The sequence below is a fragment of the Aeromonas sp. OTU364 genome (assembly GCF_038440395.1).
GTDB lineage: Bacteria > Pseudomonadota > Gammaproteobacteria > Enterobacterales > Aeromonadaceae > Aeromonas.
On the sequence record NZ_JASATR010000003.1, the window covers coordinates 27,987 to 49,148 of the forward strand.

Annotated in this window: 16 protein-coding genes; 9 read left to right on the forward strand and 7 right to left on the reverse strand. The window is 65.1% G+C overall.

The window, feature by feature from the left end; translation table 11 throughout:
* Positions 1 to 73: 73 nt before the first annotated feature.
* The 3 genes from yccS to AAHB08_RS04610 all read right to left on the reverse strand — a co-directional run bounded on the left by yccS (position 74) and on the right by AAHB08_RS04610 (position 4,095).
* A complete protein-coding gene (gene yccS / locus AAHB08_RS04600; RefSeq protein ID WP_342058252.1) occupies positions 74 to 2,209 on the reverse strand; it encodes a YccS family putative transporter in 2,136 nt (711 codons plus the stop codon).
* A gap of 164 nt (positions 2,210 to 2,373) precedes the next feature.
* The gene (locus AAHB08_RS04605; protein ID WP_111874565.1) at positions 2,374 to 3,030 is read right to left on the reverse strand and encodes a Bax inhibitor-1/YccA family protein; all 657 of its coding nucleotides are present in this window, start codon (positions 3,028 to 3,030) and stop codon (positions 2,374 to 2,376) included.
* Positions 3,031 to 3,246: 216 nt separating this feature from the next.
* Positions 3,247 to 4,095 (reverse strand): helix-turn-helix transcriptional regulator, encoded by an 849-nt coding sequence (locus tag AAHB08_RS04610; protein ID WP_342058253.1) that lies wholly within the window; start codon positions 4,093 to 4,095, stop codon positions 3,247 to 3,249.
* A gap of 202 nt (positions 4,096 to 4,297) precedes the next feature.
* Here AAHB08_RS04610 and AAHB08_RS04615 point away from each other — a divergent pair, with 202 nt between their 5' ends.
* The 3 genes from AAHB08_RS04615 (at position 4,298) to AAHB08_RS04625 (ending at position 8,104) form a co-directional block, all read left to right on the forward strand.
* A complete protein-coding gene (locus tag AAHB08_RS04615; RefSeq protein WP_247626467.1) occupies positions 4,298 to 6,454 on the forward strand; it encodes a TonB-dependent siderophore receptor in 2,157 nt (718 codons plus the stop codon).
* A 67-nt stretch (positions 6,455 to 6,521) separates the two neighbouring features.
* Positions 6,522 to 7,562: an alpha/beta hydrolase gene (locus AAHB08_RS04620; RefSeq protein WP_342058254.1), complete on the forward strand. Its 1,041-nt coding sequence runs from the start codon at positions 6,522 to 6,524 to the stop codon at positions 7,560 to 7,562.
* 236 nt (positions 7,563 to 7,798) lie between these two features.
* Positions 7,799 to 8,104 (forward strand): DUF6719 family protein, encoded by a 306-nt coding sequence (locus AAHB08_RS04625; protein WP_342058255.1) that lies wholly within the window; start codon positions 7,799 to 7,801, stop codon positions 8,102 to 8,104.
* Positions 8,105 to 8,170: 66 nt separating this feature from the next.
* Here AAHB08_RS04625 and prpF read toward each other — a convergent pair whose 3' ends face one another.
* The 4 genes from prpF to prpB form a co-directional block, all read right to left on the reverse strand.
* A complete protein-coding gene (gene prpF / locus AAHB08_RS04630) occupies positions 8,171 to 9,358 on the reverse strand; it encodes a 2-methylaconitate cis-trans isomerase PrpF (protein ID WP_342058256.1) in 1,188 nt (395 codons plus the stop codon).
* 123 nt (positions 9,359 to 9,481) lie between these two features.
* The gene (gene acnD, locus AAHB08_RS04635) at positions 9,482 to 12,100 is read right to left on the reverse strand and encodes a Fe/S-dependent 2-methylisocitrate dehydratase AcnD (protein WP_342058257.1); all 2,619 of its coding nucleotides are present in this window, start codon (positions 12,098 to 12,100) and stop codon (positions 9,482 to 9,484) included.
* A complete protein-coding gene (prpC, locus tag AAHB08_RS04640; RefSeq protein WP_265436791.1) occupies positions 12,100 to 13,257 on the reverse strand; it encodes a bifunctional 2-methylcitrate synthase/citrate synthase in 1,158 nt (385 codons plus the stop codon). Before prpC ends, acnD begins: the two co-directional genes overlap by 1 nt.
* Before the next feature lie 64 nt (positions 13,258 to 13,321).
* A complete protein-coding gene (prpB, locus tag AAHB08_RS04645; RefSeq protein WP_265436790.1) occupies positions 13,322 to 14,218 on the reverse strand; it encodes a methylisocitrate lyase in 897 nt (298 codons plus the stop codon).
* A 381-nt stretch (positions 14,219 to 14,599) separates the two neighbouring features.
* On the opposite strand from prpB, the gene AAHB08_RS04650 reads away from it, so the two are divergent.
* The 6 genes from AAHB08_RS04650 (at position 14,600) to AAHB08_RS04675 (ending at position 21,140) form a co-directional block, all read left to right on the forward strand.
* A complete protein-coding gene (locus AAHB08_RS04650; protein WP_342058258.1) occupies positions 14,600 to 15,580 on the forward strand; it encodes a quinone oxidoreductase family protein in 981 nt (326 codons plus the stop codon).
* A gap of 73 nt (positions 15,581 to 15,653) precedes the next feature.
* Positions 15,654 to 16,502, forward strand: a complete 849-nt coding sequence (locus tag AAHB08_RS04655) for a TauD/TfdA dioxygenase family protein (RefSeq protein WP_139439519.1) — start codon at positions 15,654 to 15,656, stop codon at positions 16,500 to 16,502.
* A gap of 81 nt (positions 16,503 to 16,583) precedes the next feature.
* Positions 16,584 to 17,636, forward strand: a complete 1,053-nt coding sequence (locus AAHB08_RS04660) for a 3-keto-5-aminohexanoate cleavage protein (protein ID WP_342058259.1) — start codon at positions 16,584 to 16,586, stop codon at positions 17,634 to 17,636.
* A gap of 179 nt (positions 17,637 to 17,815) precedes the next feature.
* A complete protein-coding gene (locus AAHB08_RS04665; protein ID WP_139439521.1) occupies positions 17,816 to 19,141 on the forward strand; it encodes an MFS transporter in 1,326 nt (441 codons plus the stop codon).
* Complete coding sequence (locus AAHB08_RS04670) at positions 19,138 to 20,121, forward strand: DsbA family protein (RefSeq protein WP_342058260.1); 984 nt, start codon at positions 19,138 to 19,140, stop codon at positions 20,119 to 20,121. Before AAHB08_RS04665 ends, AAHB08_RS04670 begins: the two co-directional genes overlap by 4 nt.
* A complete protein-coding gene (locus AAHB08_RS04675) occupies positions 20,109 to 21,140 on the forward strand; it encodes a YeiH family protein (RefSeq protein WP_319916042.1) in 1,032 nt (343 codons plus the stop codon). The genes AAHB08_RS04670 and AAHB08_RS04675 overlap by 13 nt, the downstream gene beginning before the upstream one ends.
* Positions 21,141 to 21,162: the final 22 nt, after the last annotated feature.

The window sequence follows — 21,162 nt, forward strand, 5'->3', positions numbered from 1 at the left end:
GGGCACCATTCACCGGGCAGGGTCGTCGCCGCGCCCGGTGAGCACTCGCTGGATTGGTGCCTTTCTTCGCTCGTCAGGCGTTGCCTTGTCGGGTGAGCAGCTGGCCGTCGTTGGCCAGCATCAGCAGTTCATCCGCCAGCTGGCTGATGAGGGTGAGCTGCTGGGTCAGCATCAGCTGCTCCTCGCTGCTGTCCGGGGTGATGGCCGGGCATGAACCCTCGAGCCGGGCCGGCATCTCCCCCGCCAGGTGGCCGGCGGCCCGCTCCAGGGTATGGCTGATGTGGCGGCTGATCTCGTCAAGGCCCTCGATGGGCTCCAGCCTGTCCCGATGGGCCCCGAGGGCCGAGATGTAGGAGAGCAGGGCGTGGTTGCGCCAGGTGAGGGTGAAGCAGAGATCGAGGAAGCGGCGGCGCTTGCTCGGCTCCACCAGCATGCTCTGCCAGGCCATGGCCAGCTCGCTGTCGGCGAGGTGGGCACACTTGCGGGCCACCCGGTAGTCGAGGGACTCGTCGCGCTGGCGGTGCAGGCTGGCGAGCACCGCCGACAGATAGCGGGCGTTGGCGGAGAGGGAGTTGGCAATCAGGGTCGGCAGCCGCTTGTATTGCCAGTCCGGCCAGAGCCAGGCCACCAGGGCGTAGGAGAGCAGGCAGCCGAGCAGGGTATCGAGCAGGCGCGGCCCCAGGATGGCGAAGCCGATGCCGTCCAGCAGGTTGAACGCCATCAGCACGTAGAGGGTGATGAAGCAGACGGCGGCGCTGTAGTTGCTGCGCACCTGGGTGAAGAACAGGAAGGCGGCCAGCCCCATGATCCCCAGTTGCAGGTGCAGCTCGGGGAAAAGCCAGAGCACGGGCACGCCTATCAGGATGCCGGCGAAGGTGCCGAGCATCCGCTGCACCAGACGGCGCCGGGTGGCGCTGTAGCTCGGCTGGCAGACGAACAGCACCGTCAGCAGTATCCAGTAGCCCTTGTCCAGACTGAACGCCTGCAGTATGCCGTAACCCACCACCAGCCCCAGCGACAGTCGCAGGGCGTGGCGAAACACCATGGAGTTCGGGGTCAGGTGCTGCTTGAGCAGGGCCAGCAGCGGCAAGGGGGCAGGCCTCGCCAGGGGCGGCAGGCTGGCGGGAGGGGCGGCGGGGTTTTGCAGCTCCTCGGCGCTGGCCAGCAGCTCGTTGATGCTGGAGAGGTTGCGGCGCAGGAACTTCATCGGCGTCAGCAGGGTCTTGGGATAGTGCTGCTTGAGATGGGTGAACTCCAGCTGGTCGCCGAGGGCCTCCAGGGTCCAGTGGATGCGCTTGTGATGGGCATAGGGCTTGTGTACCAGGATGGCGTAACCGAGTCGCTGGCACGCCTCCGAGAGCTGCAGGAACACCTCCTGGAAGCCGTCGAGGACTATGCCTTGCTTGAGCTCCGCTTCCAGTTTGCTGTAGGGGTAGTGGCTGGAGGTGGCCCGCTCCTGGATCTCCAGTGCCAGCAGGTAGAGCCGCAGCAGGCTCGCGAGCTCGGGCGCCGCCTGATGGCGGGTGCTGAGGCGGGCGTTGAGCGCCGTCTTGGTCAGGTTCAGGGCATTGACCAGGTTGATGTTGAGCTGGGCCAGGTTGTGGCGAATGGCCTGGGCGCCGTGCTCGTCAGCCGGGAAGAAGCGGGATTTTTCCAGCAGGTAGCGGCCGAGGGCGAAATAGCTCTGGGCGAGCTGCTCGTGCAGTGTCTTGTAGGGCAGCAGCCAGAGCCAGACCAGCGACACCAGGCCGTACCAGAGGGCGCCGGCACCGAGGGCCAGCGGCTGGTAGAAGAGATCCGGCGCCTTGGCGGCCCCCAGCATGGTGTAGATGGCGATGAGCAGGGAGCCGAAGCTGATGGTGGCGTAACGCTGCCCGAGCGCCCCCACCATCACGAAGAGGAAGGTGGATCCCGCGAGCCCGATGGCAAACAGCCAGGGGGTGGGGAAGAGGTACTGCACGCACAGGGAGGCAAACAGGAAGCAGACCAGCGTCATGGCGAGGTTCTTGACCCGGCCCCAGAGGCTGTCATCGGTCTCGGCGATGGCCCCCGCCACCACTCCGAGGGAGAGCAGCACCGTGAGCTGGATGTCGCCTGTGGCCAGGGCGAAGGCGAGCAGCCCCAGGATGGCCAGCAGCACCTTGAGGGCGAAGTAGATATGGCTGTCGGTCAGCAGACGGCGCAATAAACCTGAGAAATCCATGGGCATGGGATAGACGCAACCCTTGAGCGAAACGAAAGCGACAGCATAACTCGTCGGCAACGAAGTGGCCCTGATTTGGATCAGGGCCACTTTGCTTCATATCCTTGATTTGCAACTTATCCTGACAGAAACAGGTGCCAATAAAAACCCCGCCGAAGCGGGGTTTTTCATCAGTTGCGGTTGCCGCCAAGCAGGCTCAGCAGACTCAGGAAGATGTTGTAGATGGAGACATACAAGGTCACGGTGGCGGAGATGTAGTTGGTCTCGCCGCCGCGCACTATCTGCTGGGTGGTCAGCAGGATGGCGCCGGAGGAGAACAGCATGAACATGGCGGACAGGGCCAGGCTCAGGGCGCTCATCTGCAGGAAGATGTTGGCGACCATAGCCACCAGCAGCACCCAGAAACCGACGAACAGCATGCCGCCGATGAAGGAGAGATCACGCTTGGTGGTCAGGGCATAGGCCGACAGACCGAAGAAGGTGAGGGCGGTGCCGCCAAGGGCCGTCATCACTATCTCGCCGCCGCCATTGTTCATGTACATGTTGATGATGGGGCCCAGGCTGTAGCCCATCAGGCCGGTCAGGGCGAAGGTGAACACCAGCCCCATGCCGTTATCACGGTTCTTCTCGGTCAGGAACATCAGACCGTAGACACCGACCAGGAAGATGGCCCAGTGCAGGGGCGGCATGTTCATGACGGTGGCAACCCCGGCAACCACGGCAGAGAAGCCAAGAGTAAGGGAGAGCAGCATATAGGTATTGCGCAGCACCTTGTTGGTGTCGCGCACGGCACCCTGGGTGCCAGTGTAGATAGAACGGGTATCCATCTTGATGTCCTCTTGATTTCCGGGGTGAGGCGACCAATTGCGCCTCGTTAACGCATTGTATGCACTGAATGTGTGGATGACGAGCGCTGATTTCAAGCGCCCCCCACTGTGTCGGCCTCTACTATTCCAGAGCAAAGATGTATTGCGCATGAACAAGAGGATGAAGCAGCGCGAGCGACAGGGCGGGCATCTGCATGTGCAGGCTGGCCGTCGCGCCTACTGAGTGTGCGCCTGCACGTGCCGGTTGGTCTGTCTGGGCGAATAGCCAAACAGCTTGCGAAACGCCGTGATGAAGTTCGCGACATGGCTGTAACCCGCGTGCTCGGCGGCTTCCTGCAGGGAGAGGCTGCGCTCTTCGAGCTTCGCCTTCGCCTGCTGCAAGGTTCGCTCGCGCAGATAGCGCTGCAGGCTCATGCCCAGCTCTTTCCTGGCCGTGCGCTGCAAGGTGGAGAGGCTCATGCCCAGGGTATCGGCGATGTCGGCCAGGGTCATGTGGTCCACCTTTTCATCCCGAAGCAACATCTTCAGGCGAGTCGGTTGCTCGCTGTGCCGCTGGCCACACACCTGGGAGATCTGCTGGAGGTTGCTCATCAGGCTCTCCCACAGGGTGAGGGCGAAGGCCTCCCGCATCAGCATCTCGGGGGCATTCTGGCTGCTGGTGAGGTTCAGCGCCTCCGCAATCTGCCCCAGATGCGGGGGCAGCGACCAGTCGACGCGGCTCAGGTGATGGCTGAATACCCGCTCGAACCGCTCGCGATGGGGGCCCGTCATCTTGCGCTCAAGCCAGGCGGGACTGAGCGACAGGACTATGCTGCGACTGCGCACCTGGGCCTTGGCGGCGCCCTGCACCATGTCGGGTCTGGCATAGAAGATGGCGGTGGCGACGATGGGATCGGACGTGTGAAAACGGCAGCCCCGCAGCTGATGGGTGGCCCCATAGGTCATCAGCGCCTTGCTCTCGAGGGGGATGGCGATGATGAGCTGCGGCGGCAGCTCCCGCTCGGTGGCAAAGTCGGCCTTGTGGACTATGTCCTTGTTGTGAAAGAGGATGCCGTCCTGAATCATCAGGTTCTCTACCCTTCCTGTGAACAAACCCCGTTTGCGAACGCGGGTATCTCTTACCACAGTGTCAGTCATGCTCACTTTGACCATTTCGAAGTATTAAATGACCAACCCGCAAAACTACTGCGGATACTCGAATGCTATATTAGCCCCCGCAAAATCAAATGAAAATGATTATCATCTCTGTTTGGGGGTCACTCTTTCTATGGTTGTCTTCAAGGATAAAGCGCCGAGCCCGCTGGCTCTGGCCGTCTCTGCCGCCCTGGCTGTCACTGTCGTTTCCCCGGTCCGGGCACAAACGGCGAACATCGAGCCGGATGAAACCCTGGTTGTCTATGGCAACCCGCTCTACGGGATGGCGCCGTCGGAGGAGACGGGGGGCTACGGCGTCGACTCGGCCACCGTCGGGACCAAGACCCCGGCGGCCCTGAAAGACATTCCCCAGTCGATCACTGTGCTGACCAACGACTACATAGAGGAGCGCAACTTCGTCGCGGTGGACGACTTGGCCAAGTACACGCCGGGTCTGCGCACCATGGTCAACGACAGCGGCCGCTCCTCCATCTTCTCCCGCGGCTACGAATACGATGAGGTGAACCTCAACGGCCTGCCATCGCCGATGCAGAGCAAGTTCGGCACCCTGCCGTCTCTGGCTGCCGTGGACAGGGTAGAGATCATGCGCGGCCCCTCCGGCCTGTTCAACAGCACCAGCGAGCTGGGGGGCGTCATCAACATGGTGCTCAAGCGCCCGACCGATGAGTTCAAGGGCTCGGTCACGGCGCGCTATGGCAGCTGGGACAGGCACTATCTGGAGGCGGATCTGGGCGGGGCACTCAACGAGGAGGGCTCGGTGCTCGGTCGCCTGGTGGTGGCCAACGCCGACATCAAGAACCAGGTCGACTACAACAACAACGACAACGGCACCTATTACGGCACCCTGGAGTTCGACCTGTCGGATCGTACCCTGCTGTCTGTCTATGCCCTGCACCAGACCAAGGACATACTGCCCACCAATGGCCTGCCGGCCTACCGCGATGGCACCATGCTCGACATCGGCCGCAGCACCTATCTGGGCTCGGATGAAGATTTCTTCGATGCAAGCACCACGGATGTGGGGGCCGCCCTCCAGCATGCCTTCGCCAACGGAGGCGTGGCGCAGTTCTCGGCCCGCTACATGGACCACGACATGCGCCTGGAGCAGACCTACACCAATGGCCCAGTGGATGCCGCAGGGAACACGGGGCTGATGTTCAATGCCCAGGCGAACCAGCAGAAAAACATGGCGTTCGATGCCAACTACAGCCAGCTGTTCGGCCTGCTTGGGCACAAGAGCGAGTTCGTGCTGGGCTCTGACTACAAGCGCTACGAGTCCGACATCCAGACCTACACCAACCGCAACATCGGCAAGATCAACGTGTTCGACTTCGATCCGACCGGGGTCGCCAAGCCGAACTACCAGTACACCAAGAACGACCACGAAGAGCAGTCCGAGCTGGGCCTCTATGGCAAGGTGACCTGGCGGCTGCTGGAGCCGCTGGCGGTGATCACCGGGGCCCGGGTCTCCTGGTATGACACCGAGGTCGTCAACACCACCCTGAGCTCGGGGGCGCAGAGCAGCCAGTCCGGTGACTTCAAGGGGAAATTCACCCCCTATGCCGGGGCCGTCTATGACCTGACCGGGGAGCATGCGCTCTATGCCAGCTACTCCAAGGTGTTCAAGCCGCAGACCAGTCAGGATGAAAAAGGGGAGATGCTCACGCCGCGGGAGGGCAGCCAGTGGGAAACCGGCATCAAGTCCTCCCTGCTGGACGGCCTGCTCAATACCCGGGCGACCGCCTTCCTGATGAAGGACGCCAACATCGCGGCACAGGCCTATGACGATCAGGGCATCGCCATCACCAACACCTACTGGGCCACCGGCAAGGTGGAGACCCAGGGGGTGGAGCTGGAGGCGACCGGCTACCTGAGCCAGCACTGGATGGTCATGACCGGCTATACCTTCACCGACATCGAGGAGAAATCCGGCGATCACAATCCGAAATTCGATGCTATTCCGCGCCACACCCTCTCCCTCTGGACCGACTACCACCTGGCGGACTGGGTACAGGGGCTGCATCTGGGGGGCGGGATGACGGCGGTCAGCGACTACTCCTTCAACCAGAAGGGGATCTCGACCCATCAGGGGGGCTATGCCCTGTTTGATGCGGCCGTGCGCTACGAGATCAACGACAGGATGCAGGCGACCCTGAACCTCTACAACATCCTGGATCGCGAGTACTTCTATCGCGTCGGCTCCACCACCACCTTCAACATGTATGGCGAACCGGCCAACCTGATGGCGGGCTTCAGCTACAAGCTGTAACCCAGGTGACAACAGGGCCCGGTGGCCCTGTTGTCCTCTATCCGAACCCACTCGTCCGATTCACCCTATGACAAGACTCATCGCGATACTGCTCACCATGATCACTCTCTCGTCTGCCCAGGCCGACATGCGCCATTACGCCGAGCGCTTCACCCACCACTCGACCCTGCTGGGAGAGGCGCGGCAATACAGCGTCTATCTGCCAGAGGGCTATGAACAACAGCCGCAGCAGGCTTTTCCCGTGCTCTATCTGCTCGATGGGGAGAAATTCTTGCTGGAGGTCGCGGGCATCACCCAGGCCCTGCGGGCCGGACTCAATCCGGCGATCTCGCCTCTCATCATCGTCGCGGTGCACAACACCGACCGGATGCGCGACTACACCCCGAGCCACACCCTGGTGCTGCCCAATGGGGCGCCGGCCGGCGCCGGTTATGCCAAGACCGGCGGCGGTCCGGCGTTCATGGAATACCTGACCCGGGAGCTGCGCCCCCTCATCGAGCACCGCTATCGCACCGCCTCGCCGGCCCTGCTGGTGGGCCACTCCCTCGGGGGCCTGCTGACCCTGGATGCGGTGGCCAGAGACAGCGGCCAGTTCCAGGGCTACATCGCCATCGATGCCAGCCTGTGGTTCGATTATCCGGCCAACTACCAGCGCATCGAGCGGGCCTTGCTTGGTCCGCTCAAGCATCCCGCCTCGCTGTTTGTCGCCGTGGCCAACAACCCCTTCACACCGGGGTTTGGCCGCTCCGAGTTTCATCGGGATCAGTTGCGGCAGTTTGCACGCAGCCTGGTGGCGCACCCCGGCCACAACCTGCACGTCACCAGCCGCTACTTCGAGGAGGAAGATCACCACTCCGTCTATCACCTGGCGGTCTATCAGGGGTTGCAGCAGCTGTTTCGGGGTTACCGGCTGGATCTGACCCCGGGCCTCTTCAGCCGGCAGGCTGTCATCGCCCGCTACCAGGCCCTGAACCGGCGGCTTGGCAGCCAGCTTCGCCCCCAAAGGGAGAGCCTGCAGGCTATCAGGGAGAAGGGCGAGCGCTGGCCCCAGATGCAGATCTCCGTGCCCGAGGTCGATGCGCTGCTGGAACGCTATTACGGGCAATGAGCAAGGGATAAGCAATCAATAGGAGTGATGAAGGCGGGCAGTGACGCCCCCTGGGGCAAGGGCCCGGCCACTCCCGGGTGGCCGTCGGTACCCAACCGGGCGCGGATACTCACGTCTGGAATCGTCACAGCACCGCCTAGGGTGGCTGTCGGCCCTGGGGGATGGCTGGCACACTGCCAGTGTGCACGGAAACTGCGTGCCCGTGTGCATAAGCAGATCACGACAGGGAGTGACCTATGGCTGTCAGATGGAAGAGCGTGCTGTTGTCAGGGGGATTGCTGAGCCTGGTGTCGGGGTGCGCCCATTTCGCGCCTACCCCCATCACCTATCTGAGCCAGGATCCCGCGCCGGGCAAGCTCCCTTATGGGAAGGTTGCCTATGTGGATGACGGCCAATGCCCGGCTGATCAGGTGAAGCGGCTGATCGGTGGCGATGGGAAGAAGAACATACCGCGTCTTGTGGAGTGCGTAGCGCGCCCGCAACAACAGGCGGATCAGTGGTGGAGCAGCCCCGCCAGCGACCAGGGGGAGAGCACTCCTTGAGGTGAACATCATCACAAAGAGGCCCAGGCAATCGCTTGGGCCTCTTTCATGCCGGTGACGAAGGGGCTAGAAGGCATCCCCCGGCACCCGCACCCAGCCTTCCATCAGGATGCGGGCTGAGCGGGACATCACCGCCTTGGTCACCGTCCACTCGCCATCCACCTGTCGCGCCTCTGCCCCCACCCGCAGGGTGCCGGAGGGGTGGCCGAAGCGCACCGCCTCGCGCTCGCCGCCACCAGCGGCAATGTTGACGAGCGTGCCAGGAATGGCCGCCGCCGTGCCGATGGCCACGGCGCAGGTGCCCATCATGGCGTGGTGCAGCTTGCCCATGGAGAGGGCCCGCACCAGCAGATCGACCTCATCGGCCTTCACCCGTTTGCCGCTGGCGGTGCTGTACTCCTTCGCCGGCGCGACGAAGGCGACTTTCGGGGTGTGCTGGCGGGTCGCCGCCTCGGCGGGCGTCTTGATGAGCCCCATGCGCAGGGCCCCGGCAACCCGGATCGCCTCGAAGCGGGCCAGGGCCTCGGGGTCGCCGTTGATCTGCTCGCGTAGCTCAGTGCCTTCATAGCCAATCTCTTCGGCGTTGACGAACACCGTCGGGATACCGGCGCTGATCAGGGTGGCTTTCAAGGTGCCGATGCCCGGCACCTCCAGCTCGTCCACCCGGTTGCCGGTGGGGAAGAGGGCGCCGCCCTCCTCGCCATCCTCGGAGGGGTCGAGAAATTCCAGCACGATCTCGGCGGCGGGGAAGCTGACCCCGTCCAGCTCGAACGCGCCGGTCTCCTGCACCTGGCCATTGTGCACCGGTACATGGGCCATGATGGTCTTGCGGATATTGGCCTGCCAGATCCGCACCACGCAGGTGCCGTTGTCCGGGATGCGGGACGGGTCCACCAGTCCGGCGTGGATGGCGAAGGCGCCGGCGGCGGTGGAGAGGTTGCCGCAGTTGCCGCTCCAGTCCACGAAGGCCTTGTCGATGGCGACCTGGCCGTAGAGGTAGTCCACATCGTGATCGGGCTGCTGGCTCTTGGCGAGGATCACGCACTTGGCGGTGGAGGAGGTGGCGCCCCCCATGCCGTCCATGTGGGCCGAGTAGGGGTCGGGGCTGCCGATGACGCGCAGGAAGAGTGCATCCCGGGCAGGGCCGGGTTGTTGGCAGCGTTCGGGCAGATCAGATAAGCGAAAGAAGACCCCCTTGCTGGTGCCGCCGCGCATATAGGTGGCCGGGATTTTCACTTGAGGTTCGTAGGCCATAGAAATCGTCCTGATTTGGATTGATGGCTTGCGGGAGTGGGCGCGAGACCCCCTCCCGGCCTCCCCCTTGAAAAAGGGGGAGGAGTAACAACCCCTCCCTTGTCAAAGGGGAGGGGTTGGGACTTAGCTTGCCGCCTGTTGCGCCGTCGACGCCAGGAAGTCCTGGGCGAAGCGTTGCAGCACACCGCCCGCCTCAAAGACCGAGACCTCCTCGGCGGTGTCGAGACGGCAGGTCATGGGCACCTCGACCACCTCGCCGCTCTGGCGACGCACAACGAGGGTGAGATCGGCGCGCGGCTGGCGCTCCCCTACCACATCGTAGGTTTCGGTGCCGTCCAGCCCCAGGGTGAGGCGGCTGGTGCCCGGCTTGAACTCCAGCGGCAGCACCCCCATGCCGATGAGGTTGGTGCGGTGAATGCGCTCGAAGCCTTCCGCCGCTATCACCTCCACCCCGGCGAGCCGCACCCCCTTGGCCGCCCAGTCACGGGACGAGCCCTGACCGTAGTCGGCACCCGCCACTATGATGAGGGGCTGCTTGCGCGCCATATAGGTCTCGATGGCTTCCCACATCCGCATCACCCGGCCTTCCGGCTCGACCCGGGCGAGGGATCCCTTCTTCACCGCGCCGTTCACCACCGCCATCTCGTTGACCAGCTGGGGGTTGGCGAAGGTGGCGCGCTGGGCGGTCAGGTGATCGCCGCGATGGGTGGCGTAGGAGTTGAAGTCCTCCTCCGGCAGGCCCATCTTCGCCAGGTATTCCCCGGCCGCGCTGCTGCGCAGTATGGCGTTGGAGGGGGAGAGGTGGTCTGTGGTGATGTTGTCCGGCAACAGCGCCAGCGGCCGCATCCCCTTGAAGGTGCGCTCGCCCGCCAGGGCCCCCTCCCAGTAAGGGGGACGACGGATATAGGTGCTCTGCGGACGCCAGTCGTACAGAGGCGCCACCTTGGGGCCATGATCCTCTTCAATGGTGAACATGGGAATGTAGACCTGACGGAACTGGGCCGGTTTCACCGAGGCCTTGACCACGGCATCGATCTCCTCGTCGCTCGGCCAGATATCCTTGAGGCGAATGTCGCGGCCGTTTACCACCCCCAGCACGTCTTTCTCGATGTCGAAGCGGATGGTGCCGGCGATGGCGTAGGCCACCACCAGGGGCGGGGAGGCGAGGAAGGCCTGCTTGGCATAGGGGTGGATGCGGCCGTCGAAGTTGCGGTTGCCGGAGAGCACCGCAGTGGCGTAGAGATCCCGGTCGATGATCTCCTGCTGGATGGCGGGATCCAGCGCGCCGGACATGCCGTTGCAGGTGGTGCAGGCAAAGGCCACCACGCCGAATCCGAGCCGCTCCAGCTCGCTGTCCAGCCCCGCCTCTTTCAGGTACAGGGCGACTGTCTTGGAGCCGGGGGCGAGGGACGACTTGACCCAGGGCTTGCGGACAAGCCCGAGCCGATTGGCGTTGCGGGCCAGCAGGCCCGCCGCAATCACGTTGCGCGGGTTGCTGGTGTTGGTGCAGCTGGTGATGGCGGCGATGATCACGGCGCCATCCGGCAGCAGGCCGTCCGCCTCCTGGGTGCGGGCCTTGTCCAGGTCCACGGCTATGCCCCGCGTGGCGAGCTCGGCCACCGGCAGGCGGCGATGGGGGTTGGAGGGGCCCGCCAGGGTGCGCACCACGGTCGACAAGTCGAAGTGCAGCACCCGCTCGTATTGGGCGCCTGCCAGGGCGTCGGCCCAGAGACCCGCCTCCTTGGCATAGGTCTCCACCAGCCTGACCTGGTCGTCATCACGGCCGGTGAGTTTCAGGTAGTCGAGGGTCTGCTGGTCGATGAAGAACATGGCCGCGGTGGCGCCATACTCCGGCGCCATGTTGGAGATGGTGGCCCGATCGCCGAGGGTGAGGGCGGCGGCGCCCTCGCCACGAAACTCCAGGTAGGCGCCGACCACCTTCTGCTGGCGCAGGAACTCGGTGAGCGACAGCACCAGATCGGTGGCCGTGATGCCGGGCTGGGGCTTGCCGGAGAGCTCGACGCCGACGATCGAAGGCAGCCGCATCCAGGAGGCGCGCCCCAGCATCACGTTCTCGGCCTCTAACCCACCGACCCCGACGGCGATGACGCCGAGGGCATCCACGTGGGGGGTGTGGCTGTCGGTGCCCACGCAGGTATCCGGGTAGGCCAGGCCGCGATCGGCGTGGATGACGGGGGACATCTTCTCCAGGTTGATCTGGTGCATGATGCCGTTGCCCGGCGGGATCACCTCTATGTTCTTGAACGCCTGCCTGGTCCAGTTGATGAAGTGGAAGCGATCCTCGTTGCGGCGATCCTCGATGGCGCGGTTCTTGGCAAAGGCGTCCGGGTCGAAGCCGCCGCACTCCACGGCCAGGGAGTGGTCGACGATAAGCTGCACCGGCACCACGGGGTTCACCTGGGCGGGATCCCCCCCCTGATCGGCGATGGCATCGCGCAGGCCGGCGAGATCCACCAGGGCGGTCTGACCCAGGATGTCGTGGCACACCACCCGGGCCGGGAACCAGGGGAAGTCGCGATCGCGCTTGTTGTGGACGATCTGGCCGAGGCACTCGCCGAGGATGGCCGGATCGCACCGGCGCACCAGGTTCTCGGCATGCACGCGGGCGGTGTAGGAGAGCCTGTCCCAGGCGCCGGGGGCGATGGCGTTCACCGCCTCCCGGGCGTCGAAGTAGTCAAGCTGTGTGCCTGGCAGGGGCTTGCGATATTGAGTGTTGACCATCACTTGCGCTCCTTGAGCGGCACGAAGGTCAGATCCTCCGGGCCGACGTAGTTGGCGCTCGGGCGGATGATCTTACCGTCGATGCGCTGCTCGATGACATGGGCCGACCAGCCGGAGGTGCGGGCGATGACGAACAGCGGGGTGAACATGGCGGTGGGCACCCCCATCATGTGGTAGCTGACGGCGCTGAACCAGTCGAGGTTCGGGAACATCTTCTTGGCCTCCCACATGGTGGACTCCAGCCGCTCGGCGATGTCGAACATCTTGGTGTTGTGCTGCTCCTCGCTCAGTGAGCGTGCCACCTCTTTAATCACCTTGTTGCGGGGGTCCGAGACGGTGTAGACAGGGTGACCGAAGCCGATGACCACCTCTTTCTTCTCGATGCGGGCACGGATGTCGGCCTCCGCCTCGTCCGGATTGTCGTAACGCTTCTGGATCTCGAAGGCCACCTCGTTGGCACCGCCGTGCTTGGGCCCGCGCAGGGCACCGATGGCGCCTGTGATGCAGGAGAACATGTCGGAGCCGGTGCCGGCGATGACGCGGCCGGTGAAGGTGGAGGCGTTGAACTCGTGCTCGGCATAGAGGATGAGGGAGGTGTGCATGGCGCGCACCCAGGAGTCGCGGGGCTTCTCCCCGTGCAGCAGGTGCAGGAAGTGGCCGCCGATGGAGTCGTCATCGGTCTCCACATGGATGCGCTTGCCGTTGTGGCTGAAGTGGTACCAGTAGAGCAGCACTGAGCCTAAGCAGGCCATCAGCTTGTCGGCGATGTCCCGGGCACCCGGGTGGTTGTGATCGTCCTTCTCAGGCGACAGGCACCCCAGCACAGAGACGGCGGTGCGCATCACGTCCATGGGGTGGGCGGAGGGGGGCAGCTGCTCCAGGGCTGTCCTGACCCCGGTGGGCAGGCCGCGCAGGGCCTTGAGCTTGGCCTTGTAGGCGGTGAGCTCGGCCACATTGGGCAGATGGCCGTGCACCAGCAGGTGGGCAATCTCTTCAAACTCGCAGCTGGTGGCCACGTCCAGGATGTCGTAGCCACGGTAGTGCAGATCGTTGCCGGAGAGGCCCACGGTGCACAGGGCGGTGTTGCCGGCGGCGGTGCCGGAGAGGGCGACGGATTTCTTCGGCTTGAAGCCGGTGGTTTCGGGCAGGGCGCTCATCACATGTTTCCTCATTCAGTCCGTTGAAGCGCCGGCCGCCAGCATGAGACGGCCGGTCGGCGTGTTATTCCTTGGTAGACAGGTCCTTGGTGAACAGCCTGTCCAGGGTCTGCTCGTAGTGGTGGTAGCCGAGGAAGTCGTAGAGGGACTCCCGGGTCTGCATGGTGTCGACCACGGCGCGCTGGTGGCCGTCGCGGCGAAGCTGCTGATAGACGTTGAGGGCGGCCTGGTTGGCGGCGCGGGCGGCGCTCAGGGGGTAGAGCACCATGTCGACGCCGTGGGCAGCGAGGGCCTCCTTGTCAAACAGCTCGGTCTTGCCGAATTCGGTCATGTTGGCGAGGATCGGCACCCCGGCCGCCTGCTTGAAGCGATCGTACTGCTCCAGCTCGGTGACCGCCTCGGCGAAGATCATGTCGGCGCCAGCCTCCACATAGGCGGCGGCGCGCTCCAGGGCCGAGCCCAGCCCCTCCACCGCCAGGGCGTCGGTGCGGGCCATGATGACGAAGCTCTCGTCCTGGCGGGCATCCACCGCCGCCTTGATCCTGTCCACCATCTCGGCGATGGAGACCACGGCCTTGTTCGGCCTGTGGCCACAGCGTTTCTGGGCCACTTGATCTTCCATATGGACGGCAGCCACCCCGCCTCGCTCGAAGGCGCGAATGGTGCGGGCGATGTTGAAGGCGCCGCCCCAGCCGGTGTCGATGTCCACCAGGAGCGGCACCTGGGTCGCGGCGGTGATGCGCTCTGCGTCGATCAGCACGTCATTCATGGAGGTCATGCCGAGATCCGGCAGGCCGAAGGAGGCGTTCGCCACCCCGGCGCCGGAGAGGTAGAGGGCCTTGAAGCCGCTGCGTTCGGCCATCAGCGCCATGTAGGCGTTGATGGTGCCGACGATCTGCAGGGGCTTCTCGTTGGCCAGGGCAGTGCGAAAACGCGTCCCGGCCGAGGATAGGTTGGACATAGTGACTCCTTTCATGGGGTGCTTGTCTGCTGTGGATGCTGGCTGTGAATACCCTCATCTCACACTACGTTTACGTCAACGTCAATTATGCTAAGGTCCAAGGCCCGTCAATGGGCGGGCACCAGCGGCTTCTCTTCTGATAACCACTGTTTATTCAATCAGATAGCGCTTCCTTCCCCAGGTGCGCCTGGCCAGTGCCATGGCGCCGCCGTGGTGGGTCAGGGCCGATTCTGTCGTCTTCCACGAGGGGGGGCAACGGATTCGAAGGGGGTGTCATGAGATGAAAAGTGGCTGTCGCCCGATGCAAAGCGGGCGTTCATGTAAATCCCTAGATTCACTCTGGACGATGTTTTCACCCATGAATGAATCTGGAGAACAGCCATGGCCAATGCCATTCGCTTTTATGAAACCGGGGGCCCCGAGGTCCTGCGCTACGAACAAGTGGCGGTGGGCGAGCCCGGGCCTGGCCAGGTGCGCCTGCGCCATGAGGCGGTCGGCCTCAACTATGCCGACACCTATTTTCGCAACGGTACCTACCCCATCCCCATGCCCAATGGCCTGGGTGTCGAGGCGGCCGGGGTGGTGGAGGCGGTGGGCGAGGGGGTGACCAATGTCGACGTCGGCGATCGCGTCACCTACACCGGCTTTATCAACACCCTCGGTGCTTACTCGACGATGCGGCTGATCCCGGCCGCCCCCCTCATCAGGCTGCCGGACAGCATCAGCTGCGAGACCGCCGCCGCCATGACAATGCGGGGCCTCACCTCCGCCTACCTGATGCGCCGCATCCACGACTTCAAGCCAGGTGGCAGCATCTTGCTGCACGCGGCCGCGGGGGGCGTCGGCCTCATCGTCGCCCAGTGGGCCAAGCTGCTGGGGCTGACGGTGATAGGCACCGTCTCCAGCGGGGCCAAGGCCGAGCTGGCCCGTGCCCACGGCTGCGACTTCACTATCGACTACAGCCGTGAGGACGTGGCCACCCGGGTGCGCGCCCTGACCGGGGGCGCCGGGGTCGACGTGGTGTTTGACAGCGTCGGCAAGAGCACCTTCATGGGCTCGCTCGATTCTCTTAAACGCCGCGGCCTCATGGTCTGCGTCGGCACCGCCTCCGGCCCCATCGACGGCTTCAACCCGCAGCTGCTGGCCATGAAGGGCTCCCTCTATCTGACCCGGCCGGCGCTCGCCGACTACATCGCCGATCCCGCCGAGAAGGAGGCCCTGGCCGGGGAGCTGTTCGATCACGTGGCCAGCGGCCGGATCAAGATAGAGATCAACCAGCGTTACGAACTGCAGGATGCGGCGGCGGCCCACCGGGATCTGGAGGCGCGCCAGACCACGGGCTCCTCCGTCTTCATCATCTAGGCCAAGGATCCCAGGCCAGCCCGCACTCAAGGGCGGTGCCTGCAGCACTGACTTGTCATTCAGGGAGAGAGACATGCGTGTAGAACAACTGACCTGCCACATCGGCGCCGAACTGAGCGGCGTCAACCTGGCGGACGCCGTTCACGATGAGGGGCTGTTCGCCGAGATCCGAGCCCTCCTGCTCAGGCACAGGGTGCTGTTCTTGCGCCGGCAGGAGATAAGCCGCGCCGATCACGTGGCCTTCGCCCGCCGCTTCGGCGAGCTGGAGGATCACCCGGTGGCGGGCAGCGATCCGGACAACCCCGGTCTGGTGCGCATCTACAAGTCCCCGGAGCTACCCAACGATCGCTACGAGAACGCCTGGCACACCGACGCCACCTGGCGCGCCCAACCGCCCATGGGGTGCGTGCTGCGCTGCGTGGAGTGTCCGCCCGTGGGGGGGGACACCCTCTGGGCCAACATGGTGGTGGCCTACGAGCAGCTGCCGGAGGAGATCAAGGGGAAGATCGCCGGCCTGCGCGCCCGTCACAGCATAGAGGCGAGCTTCGGGGCGGCCATGCCCATAGAGAAGCGGCTCGCCCTCAAGGCCCAGTTCCCGGACGCCGAGCACCCCGTGGTGCGCACCCACCCGGAGACGGACGAGAAGATCCTGTTCGTCAACGCCTTTGCGACCCACTTCACCAACTACCACACCCCGGCCCATGTGCGCGTCGGCCAGGACTACAGCATGGGGGGCAGCGATCTGCTGCGCTACCTCATCAGCCAGGCCTATATCCCCGAGTATCAGGTGCGCTGGCGCTGGCAGCCGGGCAGCATCGCCATCTGGGACAACCGCAGCACCCAGCACTATGCCGCCATGGACTACCCCCCCAGCCATCGCAAGATGGAGCGGGCCGGGATCATGGGGGATACCCCCTTCTGATCAAGCCCCGGGCCCCGGGCCCGGAGGATGTCACCACCCCAGGCGCTTCATGGAAGGCCAGCCAATTTAAGGAATGAACAGATGCAATTTTTTGACGATTCCCTGCACCCGGAAAACATGGAAAAGGTGGTCATCACCGTGGCCCCCTATGGCCCTGAGTGGGCCCCTGGCGACTTCCCGGAAGACATCCCGGTGACCATGGAGGAGCAAGTCCAGAAGGCGGTCGACTGCTACGAGGCGGGCGCCACCGTGCTGCACCTGCACGTGCGCGAGCTGGACGGCACCGGCTCCAAGCGGCTGTCCAAGTTCAACGAGTTGATCGCCGGGGTGCGCAAGGCGGTGCCCGACATGATCATCCAGGTGGGGGGCTCCATCTCCTTCGCGCCGGAAGGGGAGGGCGAGGCGGCCAAGTGGCTCTCCGACGACACCCGCCACATGCTGGCGGAGCTGACCCCGAAACCGGATCAGGTCACGGTCGCCATCAACACCACCCAGATGAACATCATGGAGCTGCTCTATCCGGAGTACCTGGCGGGCACCTCGCTGGCGAACCCCGCCTACCAGGCGGCCTACAGCGAGATGACGGTGCCGGCCGGCCCGGCCTGGGTGGCCGAGCACTTGAAGCGCCTGATGGCGAGCGGTATCCAGCCGCACTTCCAGCTGACCGGCATGCACGCCCTGGAGACCCTGGAGCGACTGGTGCGCAAGGGCATCTACATGGGCCCCCTCAACCTCACCTGGATCGGCATCGGCGGCGGTTTTGATGGTCCCAACCCGTTCAACTTCATGAACTTCGTCCACCGTGCGCCGGACGGTGCCTGCGTCACCGCCGAGTCGCTGCTCAAAAACGTGCTGCCCTTCAACATGATGGCCATGGCCATGGGGCTGCATCCCCGCTGCGGCATCGAGGACACCATCATAGGCCAGCACGGCCAGCGGATGAGCTCGGTGGAGCAGATCCGCCAGTGCGTGCGGGTCGCCCACGAGCTGGGCCGCGAGGTGGCGAGCGGCAAGGAGGCGCGCGCCATCTACCGCATCGGCGTGCAGTACGACAGCGTGGAGGAGACGCTGCTGGCCAACGGCATGGCGCCGAACCGGATCCAGGGCCAGAAAGGGGTGCCACAGCGGTCCTGAGCCAGATGGGTCGGCGGGGCGGCGACCCCCCGACTCTGTTTGCCAAACGGCCTTGCGCCTTGCACTATGCAGCACGCAGGGTAACTGAGTGATGAGTCAATATTCTCTGGCCGGGGGCCTCTGCCGCCGGTCCGTTGACCGAAAAACCGAACCCAATTTGCAGTAGCGCGAGGGATTGTATGGCTACGTATCATATCGATGACGACCCAGAGGCCGGCAAGGTTGCCGTGCCCCGTCGTTATGCCTGGATAGTGTTTGCGCTGACCTTCGGTCTGCTCATCTCCGATTACATGTCGCGTCAGGTGCTCAACGCCGTCTTCCCCATGCTCAAGGGGGAGTGGGCGCTCTCCGACACCCAGCTGGGCCTGCTCAGCGGCATAGTGGCGCTGATGGTCGGCCTGCTGACCTTTCCCCTCTCCCTGCTCGCCGACCGTTTCGGCCGGGTCAAGAGCCTGGCCATGATGGCCGCGCTCTGGAGCCTGGCGACCCTGGGCTGCGCCCTGGCCCAGAACTACGAGCAGATGTTCATCGCCCGCTTCCTGGTGGGGGTGGGGGAGGCCGCCTACGGCAGCGTCGGCATTGCCGTGGTGGTCTCGGTGTTCCCGCGGGAGATGCGGGCCACCCTCTCCGGCGCCTTCATCTCCGGCGGCATGTTCGGCTCAGTGCTCGGCATGGCCACCGGGGGCGTGCTGGCGCACTTCCTCGGCTGGCGCTGGGCCTTCGCCGGCATGGCCCTGTTCGGCCTGGTGCTGGCGGCCATCTATCCCCTCATCGTCAAGGAGGCGCGGATCTCCCAGACCGGCCGGGCGGCACGGGGGAGCACAGAGACGGGTCGCAATCCCCTGCGCAGCCTCTACTCCAGCCGCTCGGTGATCTCGGCCTATGTGGGCAGCGGCCTGCAGCTGTTCGTCGGCGGCACCGTCATCGTCTGGATGCCGAGCTATTTCAACCGCTACTACGGACTGGACACGGACAAGGCGGGGCTCATGGCCGCCATCATAGTGTTGTGCAGCGGGGCCGGCATGATCCTCTGCGGCATGCTGAGCGATCGGCTGTGCCGCAACCGGCCGGATCGCAAGATCAGCCTCGCCATCGCCTACTGCCTCGGGAGTTGTCTGCTGCTCTCCCTGGCGTTTGCCCTGCCGGCCGGGTTGCCCCAGCTGCTGCTGATCGGGCTGGGTATGTTCATCGCCACCGGCACCTCGGGCCCCGCCGGCGCCATGGTGGCCAACCTCACCCACGCCAGCGTGCACGGCACGGCGTTCGCAACCCTGACCCTTGCCAACAACCTGCTCGGGCTGGCCCCGGGCCCCTTCATCACCGGCAAGGTCTCCGACCACATCGGCCTGGACAACGCCTTCCAGCTGGTGCCCCTCATCAGCATCGCGGCGGCCGCCGTCTTCTTCTACGGCAAGCGCCACTACCACAAGGACGTGGCCCGGCTCGAAGGGGATGCCGGTCGCCGGGTCATCACGGGCCCCCAGGGCACGGAGGTGAGGGCATGAGGCTCAGCATCGAGGTCTATATGGATTTCATCTGCCCCTGGTGCCTCATCGGCAAACGCCAGCTGGCGCAGGCCCTGACCCAGCTGGGGGCAGAGCGGCCCGAGGTGCGGGTCGATGTGCACTGGCGCGGGGTGCAACTGCTGCCCGCGCTGCCGGTGCTGGGGGAGGATTTTCACGACTTCTACCTGCGGCGCCTTGGCAGCGAACAGGCCATTGGCCTGCGGCAGGCCCAGGTGCGACAGGCGGCGGCCAGCGTCGGCGTTGCGCTGGACTTTGGCAAGATCCCCCGCATGCCGAACACGGCCGATGCCCACCGCCTGTGGCAACGGGCCTGCCAGCTGGGATCGCCGGCGCAGCTGGACGAGCTGCTGGAGTGGCTGTTCGCCTGCCACTTCCTGCACGGCGGGGATCTGGGGGATGGCGCTACCTTGCTGGGGCTGGCAGAGGCGGCGGGCTTTGGGCCCGCCGATCTGGTGAGCTGCCTGCAGGGGGACGGGACCCCCTTCCACTGCGATCCGCCCGGGGCGGCCCACCAGGGGGTGCCCAGCTTCGTGTTGGGGGAGGGGCTGACTCTCAGCGGGGCCCAGCCGGTGGCGCAGCTGCTGGCCAGCCTGCGCCAGGCCCTGGATGCGGCAAGCGGGGCGCCAGCGGACCGGATCTTGGTGCCGGCCGAGCGGGTGCCTGAACCGGGCAAGCGGATCCTCATCGAAGCCCAGGGCAAGAGTCTGGTGCTGTTCAACGTCGATGGCCGCTTCCACGCCATCGACGACGGCTGCCCCCACCAGGGGGCCTCATTGTGCGGCGGCCGGCTGGAGGGGGAGGTGATCCAGTGCCTGGCCCACGGCCTGCGCTTCAACCTGAACACCGGTTATCTGCTCAACTCGACCCAGCTCAAGGTCGGCCGCTACCCGGTCGAGCAGGCGGGTGATCAGCTCCATATCGTCATCCCACAAGAGGAAGCCGTCCCATGCACGCGCTGAACCCCACCAAGACCGCCAGCGCCCGCTTCTCACGGGTGCGCGAACTGGCCCCCGGCATGGCGGTCAGCATCACGGTGGCGGCCGCCGCCACCTTCCTCTCCGAGCACTACGGCGCCCCCGTGCTGCTGTTCGCCCTGCTGCTCGGCATGGGGCTGAACTTCCTCAGCGCCGAGGGGAGCTGCAAGGCGGGCATCGAATACACCGCGCGCAGCGTGCTGCGCATCGGCGTGGCCCTGCTCGGCATGCGCATCACCTTGGGCCAGATCGCCGAGCTGGGCTGGATGCCGGTGCTGCTGGTGGTCACCCTGGTGGTGGTCACCATCAGCCTCTCCGTGGTGGCGGCCAGGGCGATGGGGTTCCAGCGCCTGTTCGGCATGTTGACCGGCGGGGCGACCGCCATCTGCGGCGCCTCTGCCGCCCTGGCCCTGGCCGCCTCCCTGCCCAATCACCCCCAGAAGGAGCGGGCCACCCTGTTCACCGTGATCGGGGTCTCGGTGCTCTCCACCCTGGCGATGATCCTCTACCCCATGATCGCCCGCTTCTTCGAGCTGACGCCGGTGGAGGCGGGGGTCTTCCTCGGCGCCACCATTCACGATGTCGCCCAGGTGGTGGGGGCCGGTTACAGCATGTCCACCGAGACCGGGGACGTGGCCACCGTGGTCAAGCTGATGCGGGTCGCCATGCTGCTGCCGGTGATCGTCGTGGCCGCCATGATCACCCGCAGACAGGGGGCGGATGGCCCCTTGGGCAAGCGTCCGCCCCTGCTGCCCCTGTTTGCCGTCGGCTTCCTGGTGCTGGCCTGCATCAACAGCACAGGCTGGGTGCCCGTGCCGTTGCAGGAGGGGGTCAACGGCCTGTCACGCTGGTGCCTGGTCATCGCCATCGCCGCCATCGGCATGAAGACCCAGCTCAAAGAGCTGGCGGCGGTCGGCATCAAGCCCATCCTGCTGATGGTGGGGGAGACTGCCTTCCTGGTCGCCCTGGTGCTGACCCTGATGCATTGGGGCATCAAGCCTTAGGGAGGCCAGCCATGCCGAGTCA